Here is a 17,549-nt window from a genome sequence, read left to right as displayed (position 1 = left end):
TTATATAGGGTTTGGGCGGGGCAGGGTAAAGGGCAGTCCGGCGCGCAAACCGCCCCCCGTGACACTAGGGCGCGATCACCCGCACCACGGCAGAGCCAAGCAAAAGAACATAGCCGATGCGCAGGCAGGTCTGGTCAATGGGGCGCCATTGGTTGGCAAGCTGTTGTGCGTCGCTTTGCAATTCGGTTGCGATGTCGTCCAGTGCGCTGGTTTCACCGCGTTTTTCGCGGGTTTCGACAATGGTTTCGATGCGTTTCAGCAGGCGCTTGCGGAAGTTCAGCGAAAAGGCGGGCACGGCCAGAATGGCGATGCCAAGCGCACTGGTCAGGTTCAGAAAGCGCGCAAAGGTAAAGTAGGTGTCGGCGTCCGCGCTCAAATCACCGCCCGCGATTGTGTGGCGTCATCCACATAGGATCCGGGCGCAAAGGGGGCGATCACCAATGTCTCGCCACAGCCGTGCACATATTTGGCACAGGATTCGATTTCCGGCAGGCCGCCAGCGGCGCTTTCCATTTTCGAGATATGGGATTGCGACAGCCCGCATTTCGCGGCCAGCTGGCTTTGTGTCAGGCCGGATTTGCGGCGCAATTCGCGCAGCATCATTGCAATCTCTCGCTTGGCACGGGACGCATCATAGGCGCGGGCCAGTTCCGCGTCTTCGGACAGCAGCATGGTCTTGAGGGATGTCATCTATTGCTCCTTGGCGGGGGGTGTCAGGCCGCGATGCAGTTTGGTCTGCCGCTTGACCTCGGCACAGCAGCCATCGCCCGCGCGCGTCACACCGTGCAGCATTACAGGCGGGGCCAGCTTGCCCGACCGGATGTCGACGGACACGCCCAGACGGTGGGTCTTGCAGCCGGGGATGGTCATGGCGAACACCTTGTAACGCTTTGCGATAACCCCGCATTTGTCGTCGGTTTCGGGGTCGTTATACTTCAACTCGTCTTCCAGCATGAGCACATTCAACCGGTCCTCGATCCGCGGCAAAGACCTTATGCTGTCTTTCAGCGCCTCCAGATGGGGCGGGGCGGGATATTCGATTTCTCTGCGCTCGTAGCGTCTATATATATTTGAAGGCATATTCAGTCAAGTGTATATTCAAAAGGGCGCAGTCTCGGCAAGCTGGCACTGAATGCCTGCTGTGGCAAGGTTGCGCCCTGATGAACCGGCACTAGCGGCGTTTGCGCACCGCTTGCGGCTTTACCCGTGCCTCGACCAGATCATAGACCATGCCGACGATGTCCTTGCCGGTCGCCTTTTCGATCCCCTCGAACCCGGGGGAGGAGTTGACCTCAAGCACTTTGGGCCCCGTTTCCGAGCGCAGCAGATCCACCCCCGATGTGCCCAGACCAAAGGCGCGGGCAGCGCGCACGGCGGTCTCACGCTCGGCCTTGGTGATGCGCACGGATTTGGCGGTGCCGCCACGGTGCAGGTTGGACCGGAAGTCGCCTTCGGCCCCTGTGCGTTTCATGGACGCGACCACTTTGTTGTCGATCACGAGGCAGCGGATGTCCTCGCCTGCGGCTTCCTTGACGAAGTTCTGCACCAGAAAGTTCGCGCGCAGACCACGGAAAGCGTCGATCACGGATTCGGCGGCTTTCTTGGTCTCGGCCAGCACGACGCCCTTACCTTGGGTGCTTTCCAGCAGTTTCACGATCACGGGCGCCGATCCGACCAGTCCCAGAATATTGGCCGTGTCGTGCGGGCTGGCGGCAAAGGCGGTGGTGGGCATGCCGATTTTCTTGCCTGCAAGGATCTGGTGCGCGTGCAGTTTGTCACGGCTGGCGGTGATGCCCGCGCTGCCGTTCACACAATAAGTACCGACGGTTTCGAACTGGCGGATAACGGCGGTGCCATAGGCGGTGATCGTGGCGCCGATGCGCGGGATCACAGCGTCATAGCGGGGCAGGCGCTTGCCATCGTAATGCACTTCGGGGGCCATCGCGTTGATCGCCATATAGCAGCGCGTGGTGTCGATCACCTCGACCGTGTGGCCGCGCGCCTCGCCCACCTCAACCAGACGGCGGGTGGAATAGTTGTTCTCGCGGCTGAGCACGGCAATGCGCAGGGCACGTTTGGGGGCCGCTTTGCGCATCTCGGCAGAGTGATAGACATCATAGCTGAGTTCGGGTTGCAGCCGCTTTTCCGAGGCGGTGATGGTGATGTGGTCCTGCAGTGCCTGACGGCCCAGCAACATCCGCGCACTCATAGAGGACCGGTCGGTCAGGGTGATCTCGATGGGCCAGCTTTGCCCGCCCACATCCAACCGCGTTTCGATCACATAGCGCCGCTCGGTCTCGCCGTTCGAGGAAGTCACGTCGCGCCGGTCCAGAATCGGGGCCGAACAGGTGATGTCCACATTGTCGCGCCCCGCGACGGGAAACACGTTAAACCGCACCTTGGGCTTGGAGGCAGGGCCGAACACTTCGATATTGTGGGCATGCAGCGCAGAAGTGCGCGCGCCCGTGTCGATCTTGGCCTTCAGCGCGGGCAGGCCCAGTTCGGGCAAGGCCACCCATTCTTCCCAACCGAAATTCAGAGTGTCCATGCGCCACGTATCCTTGTTTGTACTGGCGGGCTACCTAACACGTTGGCATGCGGCGGCAACGTGAAAACCAAGGACGCGACGGCGGGTCATACCCTCTTGGCATTTGCGCCGCGTCACGGCATGACAGCAGGTATGAGCACATTTTCCTTCGATCTTGCCGCCACTGATGGCCGCGCCCGCACAGGCACCATCCACACGCCACGTGGCGACATCCGCACACCTGCCTTCATGCCCGTCGGCACCGCCGCCACGGTCAAGGCCATGCTGCCGCAATCGGTGCGCGACACCGGTGCCGACATCTTGTTGGGCAATACCTATCACCTGATGCTGCGCCCCACCGCCGAACGGATCGACGCGCTTGGCGGTTTGCACAAATTCATGAATTGGGACCGGCCCATCCTGACGGATTCGGGCGGGTTTCAGGTGATGAGCCTTGCCGATCTGCGCAAGCTGACCGAAGAGGGCGTGACCTTCAAATCCCATATCGACGGGTCGAAACACACGCTTAGCCCCGAACGGTCGATGGAAATCCAGCGCTTGCTCGGCTCGGATATCGTGATGTGTTTTGATGAATGTCCGGCCTTGCCCGCTGACCGTGACCGTATTGCGCGTAGCATGGAGTTGTCGATGCGGTGGGCCGCGCGCAGCCGCGCCGCCTTTGGCGACCGTCCGGGTTATGCGCTGTTCGGCATCCAGCAGGGCGGGTTGGAAAAAGACCTGCGCCAGCAAAGTGCCGAGGCTCTGCGCGAGATCGGCTTTGAAGGCTATGCCGTTGGCGGTCTGGCCGTGGGCGAGGGGCAGGCGGCGATGTTCGACTGCCTTGACTACGCGCCCGAACAACTGCCCGAGGACAAGCCGCGATACCTGATGGGCGTGGGCAAGCCTGACGACATCGTCGGCGCGGTGGCGCGGGGCATCGACATGATGGACTGCGTGCTGCCGTCACGGTCGGGGCGCACGGGGCAGGTGTTCACCCGCCACGGGGTTCTCAACATCAAGAACGCGCGCCACCAGAATGATCCGCGCCCCTTGGATGAAAACTGTAGCTGTCCGGCCTGTCACGGCTATTCCCGCGCCTATCTGCACCATGTTTTCCGCAGTCAGGAGATCATCTCTTCCATGCTGCTGACATGGCACAATCTGCAGTATTATCAGGATATTATGGCAGGTATGCGCGAGGCGATCGCCGCCGGTACCTTTACTGCTTGGCAGGCCGATTTCCACAGCGCCCGCGTGGGCGGAGATATCGAGCCGATCTAGGCGCAAGGTCAGGAATTCCTCAATACATTTTTAACGAATTCCAACCTACCTTGGGGCAAATCATCTGTCCTCGGGGGGACGTCCCAATGCCTTATGCCATCTTTTCTGCTGTCTGGTTTGCCGCGTCGATTCTGGCGGCGTTCTTGCTGGTCTGATCGTGCCTAGCCTTCGCCGCGCAGGCGGTTCAGCAGGTTCACCACCCAAGGGCGCGCGCGGATCGTGATGCTGTAACGCGGCTTGCCCTCCTGCGGTGTCGTACTGTCGACGGTGGCAGGGGCAGGCGGGTTTTCCCCTGCGATCTGTGCGCCCACATCCAGCAGGGCGTGAAGATGCTCTAGCGGGATCGCCTGTGGCGGCTCCCAATCGGTGGCGTCGATCTGCGCGTGCATCGCGTCAAGGTCCGGCGCGTAGCCGCGTGTCTTGCAAAACGCCGCGCTTGATCGGTCAAAGCGTTCCACAAGGTCGTGCTGGCTGGCCGGATCAAGCAGCGCCATCTTTGCCTGCGCCGTGCGGCTGTGATCCGCGAAATAGGCCTGCATCAGCCGTTGCCGCCGCATCTGGCTGCTGACCAGCGTGTTGATCGCCTGCATCAACAGCACGCTGGCGCGGTCGGGCGTGGAATAATGCGGCAATTCGATCTGCGGCATGGTCACGGGCAGCGCCGCGAGGTCGCAGAATGCGGGCCAGATCCCGCGCCCCGCCCGCGCCGCGTCGAAATCCGCCAACGCCACGGTGCGGCCCGACGCGGCCTCGAACGGGGCGAAGAGGGCGACAAGGTCGGTCAGGCTGTCGCCGTGATCGACAAGGGTTTCATGGATGCTGCGCGCCCCACCCGGATGGGCCGACGTGACCCATTCGGCATAGAATGCCTCGATATAGGCGTGCGGCGCGCGCACCATCGCCACCACGTCAATCTGCGCGAAAGTGCCCAGACGCTGGAACAGTTGCGCGATCATCTCGTCCCGCTGCGCCACTGTGGGAAAGCCGAGGTTTTCAGCCGAGATCACAACCGTGCGCGCCGGACAGTTGTCGATTTCGTCGTGCAGATCGCGCCAGATCTGGTCGTCATTCTGCCGCAACGCCCGCACCAGCCCCTGATGCCCCGACAGCGCGCCGGGGCGTCCGCCGACATCTGTGTCAAATCCGGTTTGCGGTACCAGCACGCCGTTGGCACGCAGCGCTTGGGCGTGGTGCCTCAGGTGGTGCTGGATGAAGGTCGTGCCGGTTTTATGCAAGCCAATGTGCAGCACCAGCCGTTTCAGCGGATGGGCATGCGGCGTCGGGGCAGGCGCGGGGGCAGGCGCGCGGGCCTGCATGATCTTTTGCGCGCCCTCATACTCGCCGGTACGCCATGCGCGGTGCAAGGCAAAGAAATCAACGCGAGAGATCAGGCCGCGCCGCGTCTGCATCCCGACCCGCGATGTCGCCGCCACCATCGGATCGTCAAAGATGTTCTGGCCGAAACTATCCGTGCCCAGCAGGGCCGTGATGCGCGGGCCCATCTCAGCATAATCCGGATCGCCCGCCGCCAGCGGGGTCAGAATATTCATGTCCCAGATCAGGCGCGACACGGTGTTGAACAACTCGCGCTTTTCATAACGGGGTGGCAGCTTGTGCGCTTTGCTGGCCGCACGGATATGGGCCATGCATTTTTCCAGCAACTGCACCTGCAACAGATGGGTTTCGGGCGTCGTGGCCGCGGATGAGATCGAGTTTGCCCGCCTGCGCCAGACTCGCACCGCCCGCCCCAGAAAGGCGACCTTGCGCGCCGCCGTTACCGCTTCGAGCACGAACAGGCGGTCTTCGAATTTACGTTGCTCGGGGTCGAACCACAATTCGTGCTTGCTTAGGAAATCAGCGCGATACAGGCTGGACCAAGACGAGACGATAAACTGTGCCTCTTGCGCGGCCATGCGCCCTGTGACGACGCGCTGTTGCATGTGCAGGCGCGCATCGCGGTGCAGCAGCGTCGAATGGACCGAGCTTTCCGCACCAAGGTAACAGGCCGCGTGTGTGATGTCGGCCCCTGTTTCGCGCGCATAGGCCAGTTGCGCGGCAAGCCCCTGATGGGTGTAGTAATCGTCACCGTCCAGAAACCCGATCCAGTCGCCATTGGCCGCGACAATGCCGGTGTTACGGGCCGCCGACAGGCCGCGATTTTCGGTGTGGTGGATCACGCGGGCGTCAAACCCGTCAGTCAGGCGGCGCAGGGCGGCATCGTCAAAACGGTCGGGATTGTCGTTGATGACGATCAGTTCCAGATCATCAATGCCCTGATTGCGCACTGACCGCAGCGCGGTGCGCAAGAAAGCTGTTTCGTCATAGAAGGTGACAATAAGGCTCAGCATAAGAAAGTAAGTGCCTGCGCCCTAGCTGACGGGATCGTTATCCTCGCCCGTGTCGACGCTGTCGGGGTCGTTTTCTTCCTCGATCTGCAAGGTGATGGACCCAGCCAAACCCGAGAGGAAAAGAAAGAACGCGAAAAAACCCACAACAGAACCTGAATGATTACAAAGATATTCCTGATTTTTAGTCAAATAATACTCAACTTCAAAGTGATTCCCCGTGGTCGCGCCACGAAAATGCCATATTTGTCTGAATCACGACGACAAAGCGGGCGCGGCAAGGGTATTCGGACCGCCTTGGAAACAATGCCCACAGCGGTGATGCGCGGTGACGGGGCAGGGACGCGGCAAAATCCGTGTCTGATCCCCGACGTGACGGAATTGGCAAATCTGGGGGGCGTGCCCGCACCGCTGCCTAGAGTTTGTGGTAAAAAACTTGTTGATGCGGGTGCGCCTGCCATTGCACCCGATGCCTGCGCAAGTCAGGATAGGCCTTGAATCTGCACCTGTGGACACACAGTTTAAGCAGCCATGACACGAAATGGGGACGAACATCGGGTTGCCGCAAGAATTGGGGCCTTGTTCGTCTTGCCAATGATAAGGAAACAAACGCATGCAAGAGCCAATGAACGCCTCTTATCCGGTGCTGCCGCTGCGCGATATCGTGGTCTTTCCACATATGATCGTGCCGCTTTTTGTGGGCCGCGAGAAGTCTGTGCGCGCCCTCGAAGAGGTGATGGCCGACGACAAGCAAATCCTGCTGTCCAGCCAGATCGACCCTGCTATTGATGATCCGGAAGCCTCCGGCATCTACAAGGCGGGCGTGCTGGCCAATGTGCTGCAACTGCTGAAACTGCCCGATGGCACCGTCAAGGTGCTGGTCGAAGGGCAGGCGCGGGTGCGCATCACCGAATACCTTGAAAACGAAAACTTTTTCGAAGCGCGCGCCGAGTATCTGACCGAGATGCCGGGCGATATGACCACGACCGAGGCGCTGCTGCGCAGTGTCGCGGAAGAGTTCGAGCGTTATTCCAAGGTCAAGAAAAACATCCCCGAAGAGGCGCTGGCCGCTGTCGGAGAGACAACCGAACCTGCGAAACTAGCGGACCTTGTTGCGGGCCATCTGGGCATCGAAGTCGACCAGAAACAGGATCTGCTGGAAACCCTGTCAATCAGCGAGCGGCTTGAGAAAGTCTATGGGCTGATGCAGGGCGAATTGTCCGTCCTTCAGGTCGAGAAAAAGATCAAAACCCGCGTCAAATCGCAGATGGAGCGCACACAGCGCGAATACTATCTGAACGAACAGATGAAGGCGATCCAGCACGAGCTGGGCGATGGCGAGGATGGCAAGAACGAGGTTGCCGAACTCGAAGCGAAAATTGCCGAGACCAAGCTGAGCAAGGAAGCGCGTGAAAAGGCCGATGCCGAGCTGAAAAAGCTAAAGAACATGTCGCCAATGAGCGCCGAGGCGACCGTCGTGCGCAACTATCTCGACTGGATGCTGTCGATCCCGTGGGGCGTGAAATCGCGCGTGAAAAAGGATCTGTCACGCGCCGAGAAAATCCTTGATGACGATCACTACGGACTTGAAAAGGTTAAGGAACGCATCGTGGAATATCTGGCTGTGCAACAGCGCAGCAAGAAGATGAAAGGCCCGATCATGTGCTTGGTCGGCCCTCCAGGTGTGGGTAAAACCTCGCTCGGGAAATCCGTTGCCAAGGCCACAGGGCGCGAGTTCATCCGCATCAGCCTTGGTGGCGTGCGCGATGAATCCGAAATCCGTGGCCACCGCCGGACCTATATCGGCTCCATGCCTGGTAAGATCATTCAGGCGCTGAAAAAGGCAAAAACCACTAACCCGCTGATCTTGCTCGATGAAATCGACAAGATGGGTCAGGATTTCCGCGGCGACCCTGCATCTGCGATGCTCGAAGTGCTGGATCCGGAACAGAACTCGACTTTTGTCGATCACTATCTTGAGGTGGAATATGACCTCAGCAACGTGATGTTCCTGACCACGTCGAACTCCTACAACATGCCGGGGCCGTTGCTGGACCGGATGGAGATCATTCCGCTGTCGGGCTACACCGAGGACGAAAAGCGCGAGATCGCGAAACAGCACCTCATCTCGAAACAGGTCAAGAACCACGGGCTGAAATCCAAAGAGTTCGAACTGACCGACGAGGGGCTGAGCGACATCATCCGTTACTACACCCGCGAGGCGGGCGTGCGGAACCTTGAGCGCGAGATCGCCAAAGTGGCGCGTAAATCGCTGACCAAGATCGTGCGCAAAGAGGCGAAAGAAGTCGTCGTAACCGACCAGAATCTTTCGGATTTCCTCGGCGTGCGCAAGCACCGTTATGGTCTGGCCGAACAGGCGGATCAGGTGGGCGTCGTGACCGGTCTGGCGTGGACGTCCGTTGGTGGCGATCTGCTGCATATCGAGGCGCTGAAATTGCCCGGTAAGGGGCGGATGAAGACCACGGGTAAGCTGGGCGATGTGATGAAGGAATCCATCGATGCCGCGGCAAGCTTTGTTCGTTCGATCAGCCCTGAAATCGGTGTGAAGCCACCGCAGTTCGACAAGATCGACATCCACGTGCACGTCCCAGACGGTGCCACGCCCAAGGACGGCCCAAGCGCCGGTTTGGCCATGGTGACGTCGATCGTGTCGGTTCTGACGGGTATTCCGGTGCGCCGTGACATCGCCATGACGGGCGAAGTGTCGTTGCGCGGTAACGCGATGCCAATCGGCGGGCTGAAAGAAAAACTGCTCGCAGCGTTGCGTGGCGGGATCAAAACGGTCTTCATCCCTGAAGAAAACGAAAAGGATCTGGCCGAGATTCCGGACAACGTCAAAGAAGGGCTCGAGATTGTGCCCGTGACGCATGTGCGCGATGTCCTGTCGCGTGCGCTGACCGCAACGCCGGAACCCATCGAATGGGACGAAGCCGCAGAAGAGGCTGCTGCCGCAGCCGCTGCTGCCGCCAAGGACAATGGCGTCGGTGCCGTCGCGCACTAAGCCTGCACCATAATGCAATACAAAACGCCCCGAGGTCCGCTTCGGGGCGTTTTTTGTTGCGGCGATGATTGCCGCATCGCCGTGCCTGACCTGCCGTTTCACACGCTTGCCACAAAGGCGCGCGGCGCATCTTATTTACCCAATTGCTGCTGAGACGTAGATTTTTCCTGCAAAATCCGCTAAACGGGGGCCAATAGAAAAATAAGAGGCAGAGATGGCAACTTCGACCACCAAATCCACATCCACGCGCAAGACCAAGACAACTGCGCCGAAATCCACCGCGAAATCGGCGGCCAGCAAGGCATCCACCGCCGCTGCGGCGCCCAAACCCGCGCCCGCCGTTGTGACCGACAGCCCCAAGCCGGTTGTTGTTGGCCCGATGATGCGCAAACCGGAATTGATCAACGCCGTGGTTGAGAAATCCGGCATGAAGAAGAAAGACGTCAAGCCGATCATCGAGGCGACGCTGGCAGTGCTCGGCTCTGCCTTGCAGGACGCGCGCGAGTTGAACCTTGAGCCGATGGGCAAGATCAAGGTGACCCGCGAAAAGAAACGCCCCGTGGGCAAAGTGCTGGTGGCCCGCATCCGCCAGACCAAGGATCTGCCCACCGCCGTGGCGCATCCCGACCCCAAAGATATCGAGGATGAGACCGACGCATCCATGGTATCTGCGGCAGAATGACATTTTCGGGCGCTGCACCTCTTGCCAGCGCCCGCACGCCCCGCTAAGACGCGCCCACTTTGGGTGATTAGCTCAGTGGTAGAGCGCTTCGTTCACATCGAAGATGTCAGGGGTTCAAATCCCTTATCACCCACCATCCTCCCCCCTTCGTGATTGTTTCGGCCATTGTGCCTAGCGGCGAGGCTTGACCGGCGCGCACCGCCTGCGGCGGTGCTCTGGGTCAGGGGGGCAAATTCCTTATCACCTCAACTGCGACGCAGGTGTCAGTGGTCGAATGGCACCGCCAATCTAATCAAACGGGCAGGGCGCACCCGCATCTTGCGCCGGCGCGCCGTCCGGCGTAGCGATTGCCCATGACATATCCCGACCTTCTGATCCTCCGCCACGGCGAAACCGAATGGAATCGCGTAGGGCGCATGCAAGGCGCTTTGGATAGCCCGCTGACTGACAAGGGCGAGGCACAGGCCAAGGCACAGGGACGGTTGCTCGCGCAGTTCGGCATTGATGGCTGGGACTTATTCAGCAGCCCCTTGGGCCGTGCCAAGGCGACCGCGACCCATGCCCTTGGCCCGCGTATCTCCGACGTGCGCTTTGATATCCGTCTTGTCGAAATCGGCATGGGAAAGTGGACAGGGCAAAGCCGCAGCACCATCGCTGCCGAAGCACCGCACCTGTTCGAAAACGACGCCGACCTAACATGGTATGACCACGCCCCCGAGGGCGAAGGGCTTGAGGCGCTTTACACGCGCGCAGGAGCGTTTCTGGCGGACCTGACCGGCCCCTCGGTCATCGTGACCCACGGCATCACCTCGCGCATGCTGCGCTGTCATGCATTGGGCCTGCCGCTCGAGGCTTTCACCGAATTGCCCGGCGGGCAGGGCAACGTTTACCACCTTTCTGGCCGCAACCAAAATTGTCTGTCCGAAGGGGCTTGAACGTCCCCGTGACCTTAGCTATGAGAGCGCTCATCGGGTCGTTAGCTCAGTTGGTAGAGCGCTTCGTTTACACCGAAGATGTCGGGAGTTCGAGCCTCTCACGACCCACCATTCTCCCCCTGCCGGTTTTGATTTTGTGAGTCGCAAATAGTGGCTCGTCTAAACCATCGTGTGCCGAGAATGTGATTCCCCGATCTGGACGCAACTCATAGACACGCAGGGCGCGCGCACTGCCGCCGCATCAAAAATCCCACGGCACGATCCACATCAAACGCCCTTATTCTACGGCCCATCCCACGCACAAAAACGCCTTCGGTGAAAAATCATCGAAAACTTCGCAAAACCGCGCTTGACGGGGCAGGGCGCAAAACATATGACCACCAAACGCAGCGGGCGGTTGTAGCTCAGTTGGTTAGAGTACCGGCCTGTCACGCCGGGGGTCGCGGGTTCGAGCCCCGTCAACCGCGCCACTGCTGCATAAAAAGCCGCTCCCGATTTCGGGGGCGGCTTTTTCATTTCCCCGACGCGACGCTCCCACCTCTCACCCGCTCATGGGGGCAAATAATTAATTTCTGCGAAACTCGGGATTTGGGCGCGAAAAGCCGTTGACGCCCGCGCCGTTGCATTCTATTCCGCCGCTCACGCGCGGTTGTAGCTCAGTTGGTTAGAGTACCGGCCTGTCACGCCGGGGGTCGCGGGTTCGAGCCCCGTCAACCGCGCCACTTTCCCCCCTTTGGAATGATCACTGCGCATAGCGTTAATAGCTGTAGCCCAAGGCCGATTCCTGCGCCGGATCAATCCGCGATTTCAGATAGTCCCAGTCCGCATCGCTCCACCCGTCAGGGGCGGGGGGGCGGTTGGTGATCGCCGGTTTGAACTTGGCCCCCAGCCGTTTCACCACAGGGCGGTAGGGCGCTGTGCGCGCGGGCATGTCGAGCCCTTGCAGGATCGCATCCAACGTCGCCTCGGGCGCGGCCTGCACATCCTCCACCCGTAAAAAGACGCTGGTACACTGCCGCCCCGTGATGCCGATCAGCTGATCCAGCTTGAACCGGCGCAGCATGAACAGATCGGCAAATCGCCCGCCGGACGCCGGATGGCGATCCTGTTGCAGCGGTGCGCCTACACTGCCCGCAGGCACCAGCCCTTTGAAGTAGCGCGGGCGGTCGATGATCGTGGTCCATGGCGCGCGGATGAAATCGGAAAACTCCAGTGCCTGCATTTCTGGCGTGGTGTGCCACGGCTTGTCGAACATGGACCGCGCCCATGTGTCCGCACGGCGCACAACGCAGATCACCGCCATGTCATGGGGCACGGCCAGCATATGAGGCGCGCCGTGTTTCCAGCCCAGAGCCTCGCTTGGTGACAGCGCGCTGTTGCGGCCCAGCAAGCGTTTGACAAAGTTCGTCCCCGAGGACCGTTCCCCCAGAACCTGATAGCGCTTGATCGGAGTGTCGCCCTTGCGCAGGATCGTCAGGCCGGTTCGGGCGAAGTCTTGGGGAAGGGCCATGGCACGCCTTTTGATGAAATTAACGTTCTCTTGTCGGGGTCAATGCGGTAGAATACCGAAAAACCAATCTCCGAGCAGGGCTTTATCAGATGCAGACAGTGGCCGCCGTTACCATGGTGCGCGATGACGCGTTTTTTCTCAAGGCGTGGCTGCGCCACTACGGTGGCATGCTGGGGCGCGAGAATTGTTACATCGTCAACCACGGTCGTGGCGCGCAGGTGGCCGAGATGGCGGCGGGCTGTAATATCATCGGGATTCCGGGCGATCCGCACAAGAATTTCGACGTTAAACGTTGGGGCTTGCTGAACAATATCGTGGGCGGTTTGCGCCGCTATTACAAGCACGTCATCGTGGGCGATGTGGACGAACTGGTGGTGCGCGACCCTGATGCGGGCGGCACGGTGCTGGACCTGCTGGAGGATGCGCCACAGGGGCGGGTTCTGACGCCCTTGGGCCTAGAGGTGATCCACCGCATCGATATCGAGGATGCGGCAATCGAGGACCAGATCATTGGCCCGCGCCGCCATGTGCGCCCCGCGCCGCACTATTCCAAACCCTGCATCGTCTCGACCCCCGTCAAGATTTCGCGGGGCGGGCATTTCACCCAAGATGACAAGCTGTTCGCACCGGATGATCTGTACCTCATGCACCTGAAGTTCTGCGATTTTCCGGCCTATGTGGGCGTGATGGACCACCGCAATCAGGTAACCGCAGATGTGAATGCCAGCGTGAAAGAGGCCGCCATTGGCCGCCACTGGTTTGCCGAGGCTCGGGGCGAGGATCGCGCGGTTTTCGAGGCCTTTGCCAAGCTGGAGATGGTCGAAGGTTTCGACATGCGCCCGCTACGCCGCAAAATGCGCCGCACGTTCAAACCGCGCGGTGAGACCGGTTTTTACCACTTCGACCGCCCCGATTACGGCACGCAATACGTGCTGCCGGAGCGGTTTGTGGGCGTGATTTAAGGCACGCGCACGCCTTCAGACGGGTTCAGGGCGTCGAATGTAGATCGCCGTAAGTGTGGTTGCCAAAGAAACCGACCCAAAGATAGCGTTGTGAATGTTCTAATTGTGCGAGCGTCAGATTGATGTAGGCCTGATCCACCCAAATATTGATCTGTTTTCGCTCGATACTGTAGTTGGGTGTTCTGATCTCTGACCTTGGCACAAAACGGATGTAGCCGTTTGTTACGTCTGAACTTGGTGACGGATCGCCCGCAAGGCGCACATACCCTTGTGCATCTGCTGCGCCGCTATTTGAATAACCTGCAGAGAAGTAAATGGCCTGGCGAACGATCAGAATTTGCCGCCCTGTAGAGGCGTTAAATGGTGATGGTGTGCCGAATATATGATCGAGTTCCGAGATGATTTCGTCGACTTGCTCCTCGACTGGCATTGGAAATATAGACATATCGATCCTTAATTTATTTGAAGATTATGGTTTAGGTAAAAAGTCGTTCAGTGCTCTAATAGTATCATACGGATGCGTATCGGGAAAGAAATGACCGCTTGGTAGGCCTTGGGCGCGCAAATTTGACAGGCGGTCGGCCCATGTCGCGCCCACGTCATAGGCTTGTCCCATGATCCCGTCCGCGCCGAACAGCACCAGCGCGGGCATGTCCAGACGGCGGGGCAAATCCTGCGCGTCTAGGGCAAAATCTACATCAATCGCGGCGCGGTAATCGTTGCACATCGCCGCGATGCAAGCTGGATCGCGCCACGCGGTGCGGTAGGCATCAAGGGCGGTCGCATCGAACCGGTCCATATCGCCGCCCCAACCAGCAAGGCAGGCGGTGAAATAGGCGTCAGGATCGTGGCCGATCAGGGTTTCGGGGAAGGGCGCGGACTGAGCCAGAAAGAACCAGTGATAATAGGCGCGCGCCACTTCTTTGGACAGGTCATCAAGCAACAGATGCGTTGGGATGATATCCATCAGGCACAGCGATAAAACCGACTCCGTATGATCCAGCGCAAGCCGGTGCGCAGTGCGCGCGCCGCGATCATGGCCCACCAGATGGAACTGATCGAAGCCTAAATGCTGCATGAGTTCGTACTGGTCCTGCGCCATGTTGCGAAAGCTCATCTCCTCCATCCTGTCGGGTTTGCTGCTGTCGCCATAGCCGCGCAGATCGGCGGTGATGACGGTGAAACGGTCGCTCAGGGCGGGGGCAATTGCGTGCCACATGGCGCGGTTTTGCGGAAAACCGTGCAGCATCAGCACCGGCGGGCCGTCGCCTGCGATGTCATAGGCGATGGTGGTTGCGTCCTTGGTGGTGAAATGCGCCATGTCTGTTCCTGATCTTCAAGGGGGAGGAGCGGGGGCCAGCCCCCGCACCCCCGAGGTATTTGTCACCCAAAGACGGGCAGGGGTGGTCAGGTCAGCGCATCAAGGATGCGCGCCCAGCTACGGATGCCTTTGTGGAAGCTTTCCAGATCGTATTTTTCGTTGGGCGAGTGGATTTGATCGTCGTCGCGGCCAAAGCCGACCAGCATGGGTGTGGTGCCGAGGATATGCTGGAAATGCCCTGCAATCGGGATGGAGCCGCCGCAGCCCACATAAGCCGCCGGAATATTCCATTCGTCGCTGAGCGCGGCGCGCGCCTGTTCGAAGGCCGGATCGGTGGTTTCGGTGATGGAAGCCGCGCCTGCGCCATGGGCGTGGAAGGTGGCAGTGCAGTCCGCGGGCAGGGCGTCGGTCACCATTTTGCGGAAGTTTTCGCGAATCTTGTGCGGGTTCTGATCGCCGACGAGGCGGAAAGACACTTTGGCGTGGGCTTCGCTAGGCAGCACGGTTTTGAAACCGGCGCCTGTATAACCGCCCCAGATTCCGTTCACATCCGCCGTTGGGCGGGACCAGATCATTTCAATCGGGGTCCGGTCCTGTTCGCCTGCGGGAACCGACAGATCTACGTCGCCGAGGAATTTGGCGTGGTCAAAGGCAAGGCCCTGCCACTGTGCCTCGATCGTGTCGGGCAGTTCGGGCACGCCGTCATAGAAGTCGGGCACGGTCACGCGCCCTGTGTCGTCGTGCAGATTGCCGAGGATTTTGGTCAACACGCGGATCGGGTTCATTGCGATGCCGCCGAACATGCCGGAGTGCAAATCCTTGTTCGCGGCGGTGATTGTGATCTCTTCACCCACAAGGCCGCGCAGCATGGTGACAATGGCCGGAACACGCGATTCGAACAGGCCGGTGTCGCAGATCAGCGCGATGTCGGATTTCAACTCTTCCGCGTTGTCGTTCATAAAGGGCACCAGCGAAGGCGAGCCGCTTTCTTCTTCGCCCTCGAAGAAGAAAGTGATGCGGCAGGGCAGGGTGCCATGTTCGGCCTTCCAAGCGCGGCAGGCTTCGACAAAGGTCATCAACTGCCCCTTGTCATCCGAAGACCCGCGCCCGCGGATCACGCGCCCTGCGGGGGTGTCCTCGATCTGCGGGTCGAACGGGTCGCGGTCCCACAGGTTCAGCGGATCAACGGGCTGCACATCGTAATGGCCGTAAAACAGCAGGTGCGGGCCATCGGTATCCGCATCTTCGCCCACATGACCCACCACCATCGGATGGCCGGGGGTGGGGCGTTTTTCTGCCTTCACGCCAATGCTTTGCAGGTCCGCCACCAGCCAGTCGGCGGCCTTGTCACAATCGGCCTTATAGGCGGGATCGGTCGAAATCGACGGGATGCGCAGCAGGTCGAGCAACCGCTCGGTTGCCTGTGGCAGGTCGGTGTCGATGCGGGAGAGAACGGCGTCGAGGGTCATCGGAAGCTCCTGATTGTCGCGTTTTTCTGGCACAGTAGCGGCGCGCGCAGGCGTGTCCAGAGCGCAGCCGAACGCGCGCAAGAGCGCGGGGTCAGGAATTGCCCACCTGCGACATGACGCCCGAGGGTTTAGCATTGAAGGCAGCGGCGACAGTCTATATTCGTTCTAAAGTGCAATTTTAAATCGACGCGTCAAAGGTTTGGCGTGAACACTGACCAAGATGGAGCCTCGTGTGGATTACACAGCCAAATTGGATGATGCCCTGCAGCGCCTTCATGACGAAGGGCGCTATCGTACGTTTATTGATATCGAACGTCAGAAAGGTCAGTTTCCGCACGCGGTCTGGACCCGCCCTGACGGCTCTCAGGCGCCGATCACGGTGTGGTGTGGCAACGACTATCTTGGCATGGGGCAGAACCCTGTGGTGCTGGCGGCGATGCACGAGGCGATTGATGCGACCGGTGCCGGTTCTGGCGGCACGCGCAACATTTCCGGCACAACCGTTTACCACAAACAGCTTGAGGCAGAACTGTCGGACCTGCACGGCAAGGAAGCCGCGCTGTTGTTCACCAGTGCCTATATTGCCAATGATGCGACCCTTTCGACGTTGCCCAAACTGTTTCCGGGGCTGATCATCTATTCGGACGCGCTGAACCACGCGTCGATGATCGAAGGGGTGCGCCGCAATGGTGGGGCGAAACGCGTGTTCCGTCACAATGACGTGGAACACCTGCGCGAATTGCTTGAGGCGGATGATCCTGCCGCGCCCAAATTGATTGCTTTCGAGTCGATCTATTCCATGGACGGCGATTTCGGCCCGATTGAGGAAATCTGCGATCTGGCAGATGAATTCGGCGCGTTAACCTATATTGACGAAGTGCATGCCGTGGGCATGTACGGTCCACGCGGTGGCGGTGTTTGTGAACGCGACGGTCTGATGGACCGGATCGACATCATCAACGGCACGCTCGCCAAGGCCTATGGCGTGATGGGTGGCTACATCGCCGCGTCGGCCAAGATGTGCGACGCGGTACGCTCCTACGCGCCCGGTTTCATCTTTACCACATCCTTGCCACCCGCCATTGCAGCTGGTGCGGCGGCGTCGGTCAAGTTCCTGAAAACGGCTGAAAATCTGCGGGCGGACCATCAGGCACAGGCCAAGGCGCTCAAGCTGCGGCTGAAGGGCATGGGCCTGCCGATCATCGATCACGGCAGCCACATCGTGCCTGTCATGGTGGGCAACCCCGTGCACACCAAGATCCTCAGCGACATGCTGCTGGAACAGCACGGCATCTACGTGCAGCCCATCAACTTCCCCACCGTGCCGCGCGGCACAGAGCGGTTGCGCTTTACCCCGTCGCCCGTTCACGGTCCGCGTGAAATAGATGCACTGGTTTCCGCAATGGACAATCTGTGGTCGCATTGTGCGCTGAATCGCGCCGAGGATGCGGGGTAGTTTACTTAAATTCGCAATTGGCGTTGCCATGTGTTAAAG

17 protein-coding genes and 4 tRNA genes are annotated in these 17,549 nt (G+C 59.9%); 11 read left to right on the top strand and 10 right to left on the bottom strand.

Going from position 1 to position 17,549, the window contains the following annotated elements; genetic code table 11:
* Positions 1-64: 64 nt before the first annotated feature.
* The 4 genes from AC6GQJ_RS03595 to rimK all read right to left on the bottom strand — a co-directional run bounded on the left by AC6GQJ_RS03595 (position 65) and on the right by rimK (position 2,548).
* Positions 65-376 (bottom strand): hypothetical protein, encoded by a 312-nt coding sequence (locus AC6GQJ_RS03595; protein ID WP_500771855.1) that lies wholly within the window; start codon positions 374-376, stop codon positions 65-67.
* Positions 373-690: a helix-turn-helix domain-containing protein gene (locus tag AC6GQJ_RS03590; protein WP_500771853.1), complete on the bottom strand. Its 318-nt coding sequence runs from the start codon at positions 688-690 to the stop codon at positions 373-375. The genes AC6GQJ_RS03595 and AC6GQJ_RS03590 overlap by 4 nt, the downstream gene beginning before the upstream one ends.
* Complete coding sequence (locus tag AC6GQJ_RS03585) at positions 691-987, bottom strand: hypothetical protein (protein ID WP_500771851.1); 297 nt, start codon at positions 985-987, stop codon at positions 691-693.
* 184 nt (positions 988-1,171) lie between these two features.
* Positions 1,172-2,548: a 30S ribosomal protein S6--L-glutamate ligase gene (gene rimK / locus AC6GQJ_RS03580; protein WP_500771849.1), complete on the bottom strand. Its 1,377-nt coding sequence runs from the start codon at positions 2,546-2,548 to the stop codon at positions 1,172-1,174.
* A 132-nt stretch (positions 2,549-2,680) separates the two neighbouring features.
* On the opposite strand from rimK, the gene tgt reads away from it, so the two are divergent.
* A complete protein-coding gene (gene tgt / locus AC6GQJ_RS03575) occupies positions 2,681-3,808 on the top strand; it encodes a tRNA guanosine(34) transglycosylase Tgt (protein ID WP_500771847.1) in 1,128 nt (375 codons plus the stop codon).
* Between the two features lie 161 nt (positions 3,809-3,969).
* On the opposite strand, the gene AC6GQJ_RS03570 is transcribed toward tgt, so the two are convergent.
* Together AC6GQJ_RS03570 and AC6GQJ_RS03565 are read right to left on the bottom strand one after the other, a co-directional pair.
* Positions 3,970-6,156 (bottom strand): glycosyltransferase family 2 protein, encoded by a 2,187-nt coding sequence (locus tag AC6GQJ_RS03570; RefSeq protein WP_500771845.1) that lies wholly within the window; start codon positions 6,154-6,156, stop codon positions 3,970-3,972.
* Positions 6,157-6,177: 21 nt separating this feature from the next.
* Positions 6,178-6,300, bottom strand: coding sequence for a hypothetical protein (locus AC6GQJ_RS03565; RefSeq protein ID WP_500771843.1), 123 nt, complete (start codon positions 6,298-6,300; stop codon positions 6,178-6,180).
* A 12-nt stretch (positions 6,301-6,312) separates the two neighbouring features.
* Here AC6GQJ_RS03565 and AC6GQJ_RS03560 point away from each other — a divergent pair, with 12 nt between their 5' ends.
* The 8 genes from AC6GQJ_RS03560 to AC6GQJ_RS03525 all read left to right on the top strand — a co-directional run bounded on the left by AC6GQJ_RS03560 (position 6,313) and on the right by AC6GQJ_RS03525 (position 11,514).
* Positions 6,313-6,651, top strand: coding sequence for a hypothetical protein (locus tag AC6GQJ_RS03560; RefSeq protein ID WP_500771841.1), 339 nt, complete (start codon positions 6,313-6,315; stop codon positions 6,649-6,651).
* Between the two features lie 115 nt (positions 6,652-6,766).
* Positions 6,767-9,175 (top strand): endopeptidase La, encoded by a 2,409-nt coding sequence (gene lon, locus AC6GQJ_RS03555; protein ID WP_500771839.1) that lies wholly within the window; start codon positions 6,767-6,769, stop codon positions 9,173-9,175.
* A 214-nt stretch (positions 9,176-9,389) separates the two neighbouring features.
* A complete protein-coding gene (locus tag AC6GQJ_RS03550; protein WP_500771837.1) occupies positions 9,390-9,857 on the top strand; it encodes an HU family DNA-binding protein in 468 nt (155 codons plus the stop codon).
* 61 nt (positions 9,858-9,918) lie between these two features.
* Positions 9,919-9,993: transfer RNA gene (locus tag AC6GQJ_RS03545), tRNA-Val, on the top strand.
* Positions 9,994-10,210: 217 nt separating this feature from the next.
* Positions 10,211-10,792 (top strand): histidine phosphatase family protein, encoded by a 582-nt coding sequence (locus AC6GQJ_RS03540; protein ID WP_500771835.1) that lies wholly within the window; start codon positions 10,211-10,213, stop codon positions 10,790-10,792.
* A 35-nt stretch (positions 10,793-10,827) separates the two neighbouring features.
* Positions 10,828-10,903 (top strand) — tRNA-Val (locus AC6GQJ_RS03535).
* A gap of 282 nt (positions 10,904-11,185) precedes the next feature.
* Positions 11,186-11,262 (top strand) — tRNA-Asp (locus AC6GQJ_RS03530).
* Between the two features lie 175 nt (positions 11,263-11,437).
* Positions 11,438-11,514: transfer RNA gene (locus AC6GQJ_RS03525), tRNA-Asp, on the top strand.
* 35 nt (positions 11,515-11,549) lie between these two features.
* Here the strand turns inward: AC6GQJ_RS03525 and AC6GQJ_RS03520 are convergent.
* A complete protein-coding gene (locus AC6GQJ_RS03520) occupies positions 11,550-12,302 on the bottom strand; it encodes a hypothetical protein (protein ID WP_500771833.1) in 753 nt (250 codons plus the stop codon).
* 89 nt (positions 12,303-12,391) lie between these two features.
* Here AC6GQJ_RS03520 and AC6GQJ_RS03515 point away from each other — a divergent pair, with 89 nt between their 5' ends.
* On the top strand, positions 12,392-13,264 hold the full coding sequence (locus tag AC6GQJ_RS03515; RefSeq protein ID WP_500771831.1) for a glycosyltransferase family protein: 873 nt from the start codon (positions 12,392-12,394) through the stop codon (positions 13,262-13,264).
* A gap of 25 nt (positions 13,265-13,289) precedes the next feature.
* Here AC6GQJ_RS03515 and AC6GQJ_RS03510 read toward each other — a convergent pair whose 3' ends face one another.
* From AC6GQJ_RS03510 to AC6GQJ_RS03500, 3 genes are all read right to left on the bottom strand, one after another.
* Positions 13,290-13,709: a hypothetical protein gene (locus AC6GQJ_RS03510; RefSeq protein ID WP_500771829.1), complete on the bottom strand. Its 420-nt coding sequence runs from the start codon at positions 13,707-13,709 to the stop codon at positions 13,290-13,292.
* A 24-nt stretch (positions 13,710-13,733) separates the two neighbouring features.
* Complete coding sequence (locus tag AC6GQJ_RS03505) at positions 13,734-14,585, bottom strand: alpha/beta fold hydrolase (protein WP_500771827.1); 852 nt, start codon at positions 14,583-14,585, stop codon at positions 13,734-13,736.
* Between the two features lie 86 nt (positions 14,586-14,671).
* Positions 14,672-16,054, bottom strand: a complete 1,383-nt coding sequence (locus AC6GQJ_RS03500) for a M20/M25/M40 family metallo-hydrolase (RefSeq protein WP_500771825.1) — start codon at positions 16,052-16,054, stop codon at positions 14,672-14,674.
* Between the two features lie 232 nt (positions 16,055-16,286).
* Here AC6GQJ_RS03500 and hemA point away from each other — a divergent pair, with 232 nt between their 5' ends.
* Entirely contained in the window at positions 16,287-17,510 is a 1,224-nt protein-coding gene (gene hemA, locus AC6GQJ_RS03495) for a 5-aminolevulinate synthase (protein WP_500771823.1), read from the top strand.
* The last annotated feature ends 39 nt before the right edge of the window (positions 17,511-17,549 follow it).

This window comes from Tateyamaria sp. 7Alg 36 (assembly GCF_059882455.1).
The sequence above is the reverse complement of the archived record's forward strand: the minus strand, read 5'-3'. Positions and strand labels throughout refer to the sequence as shown.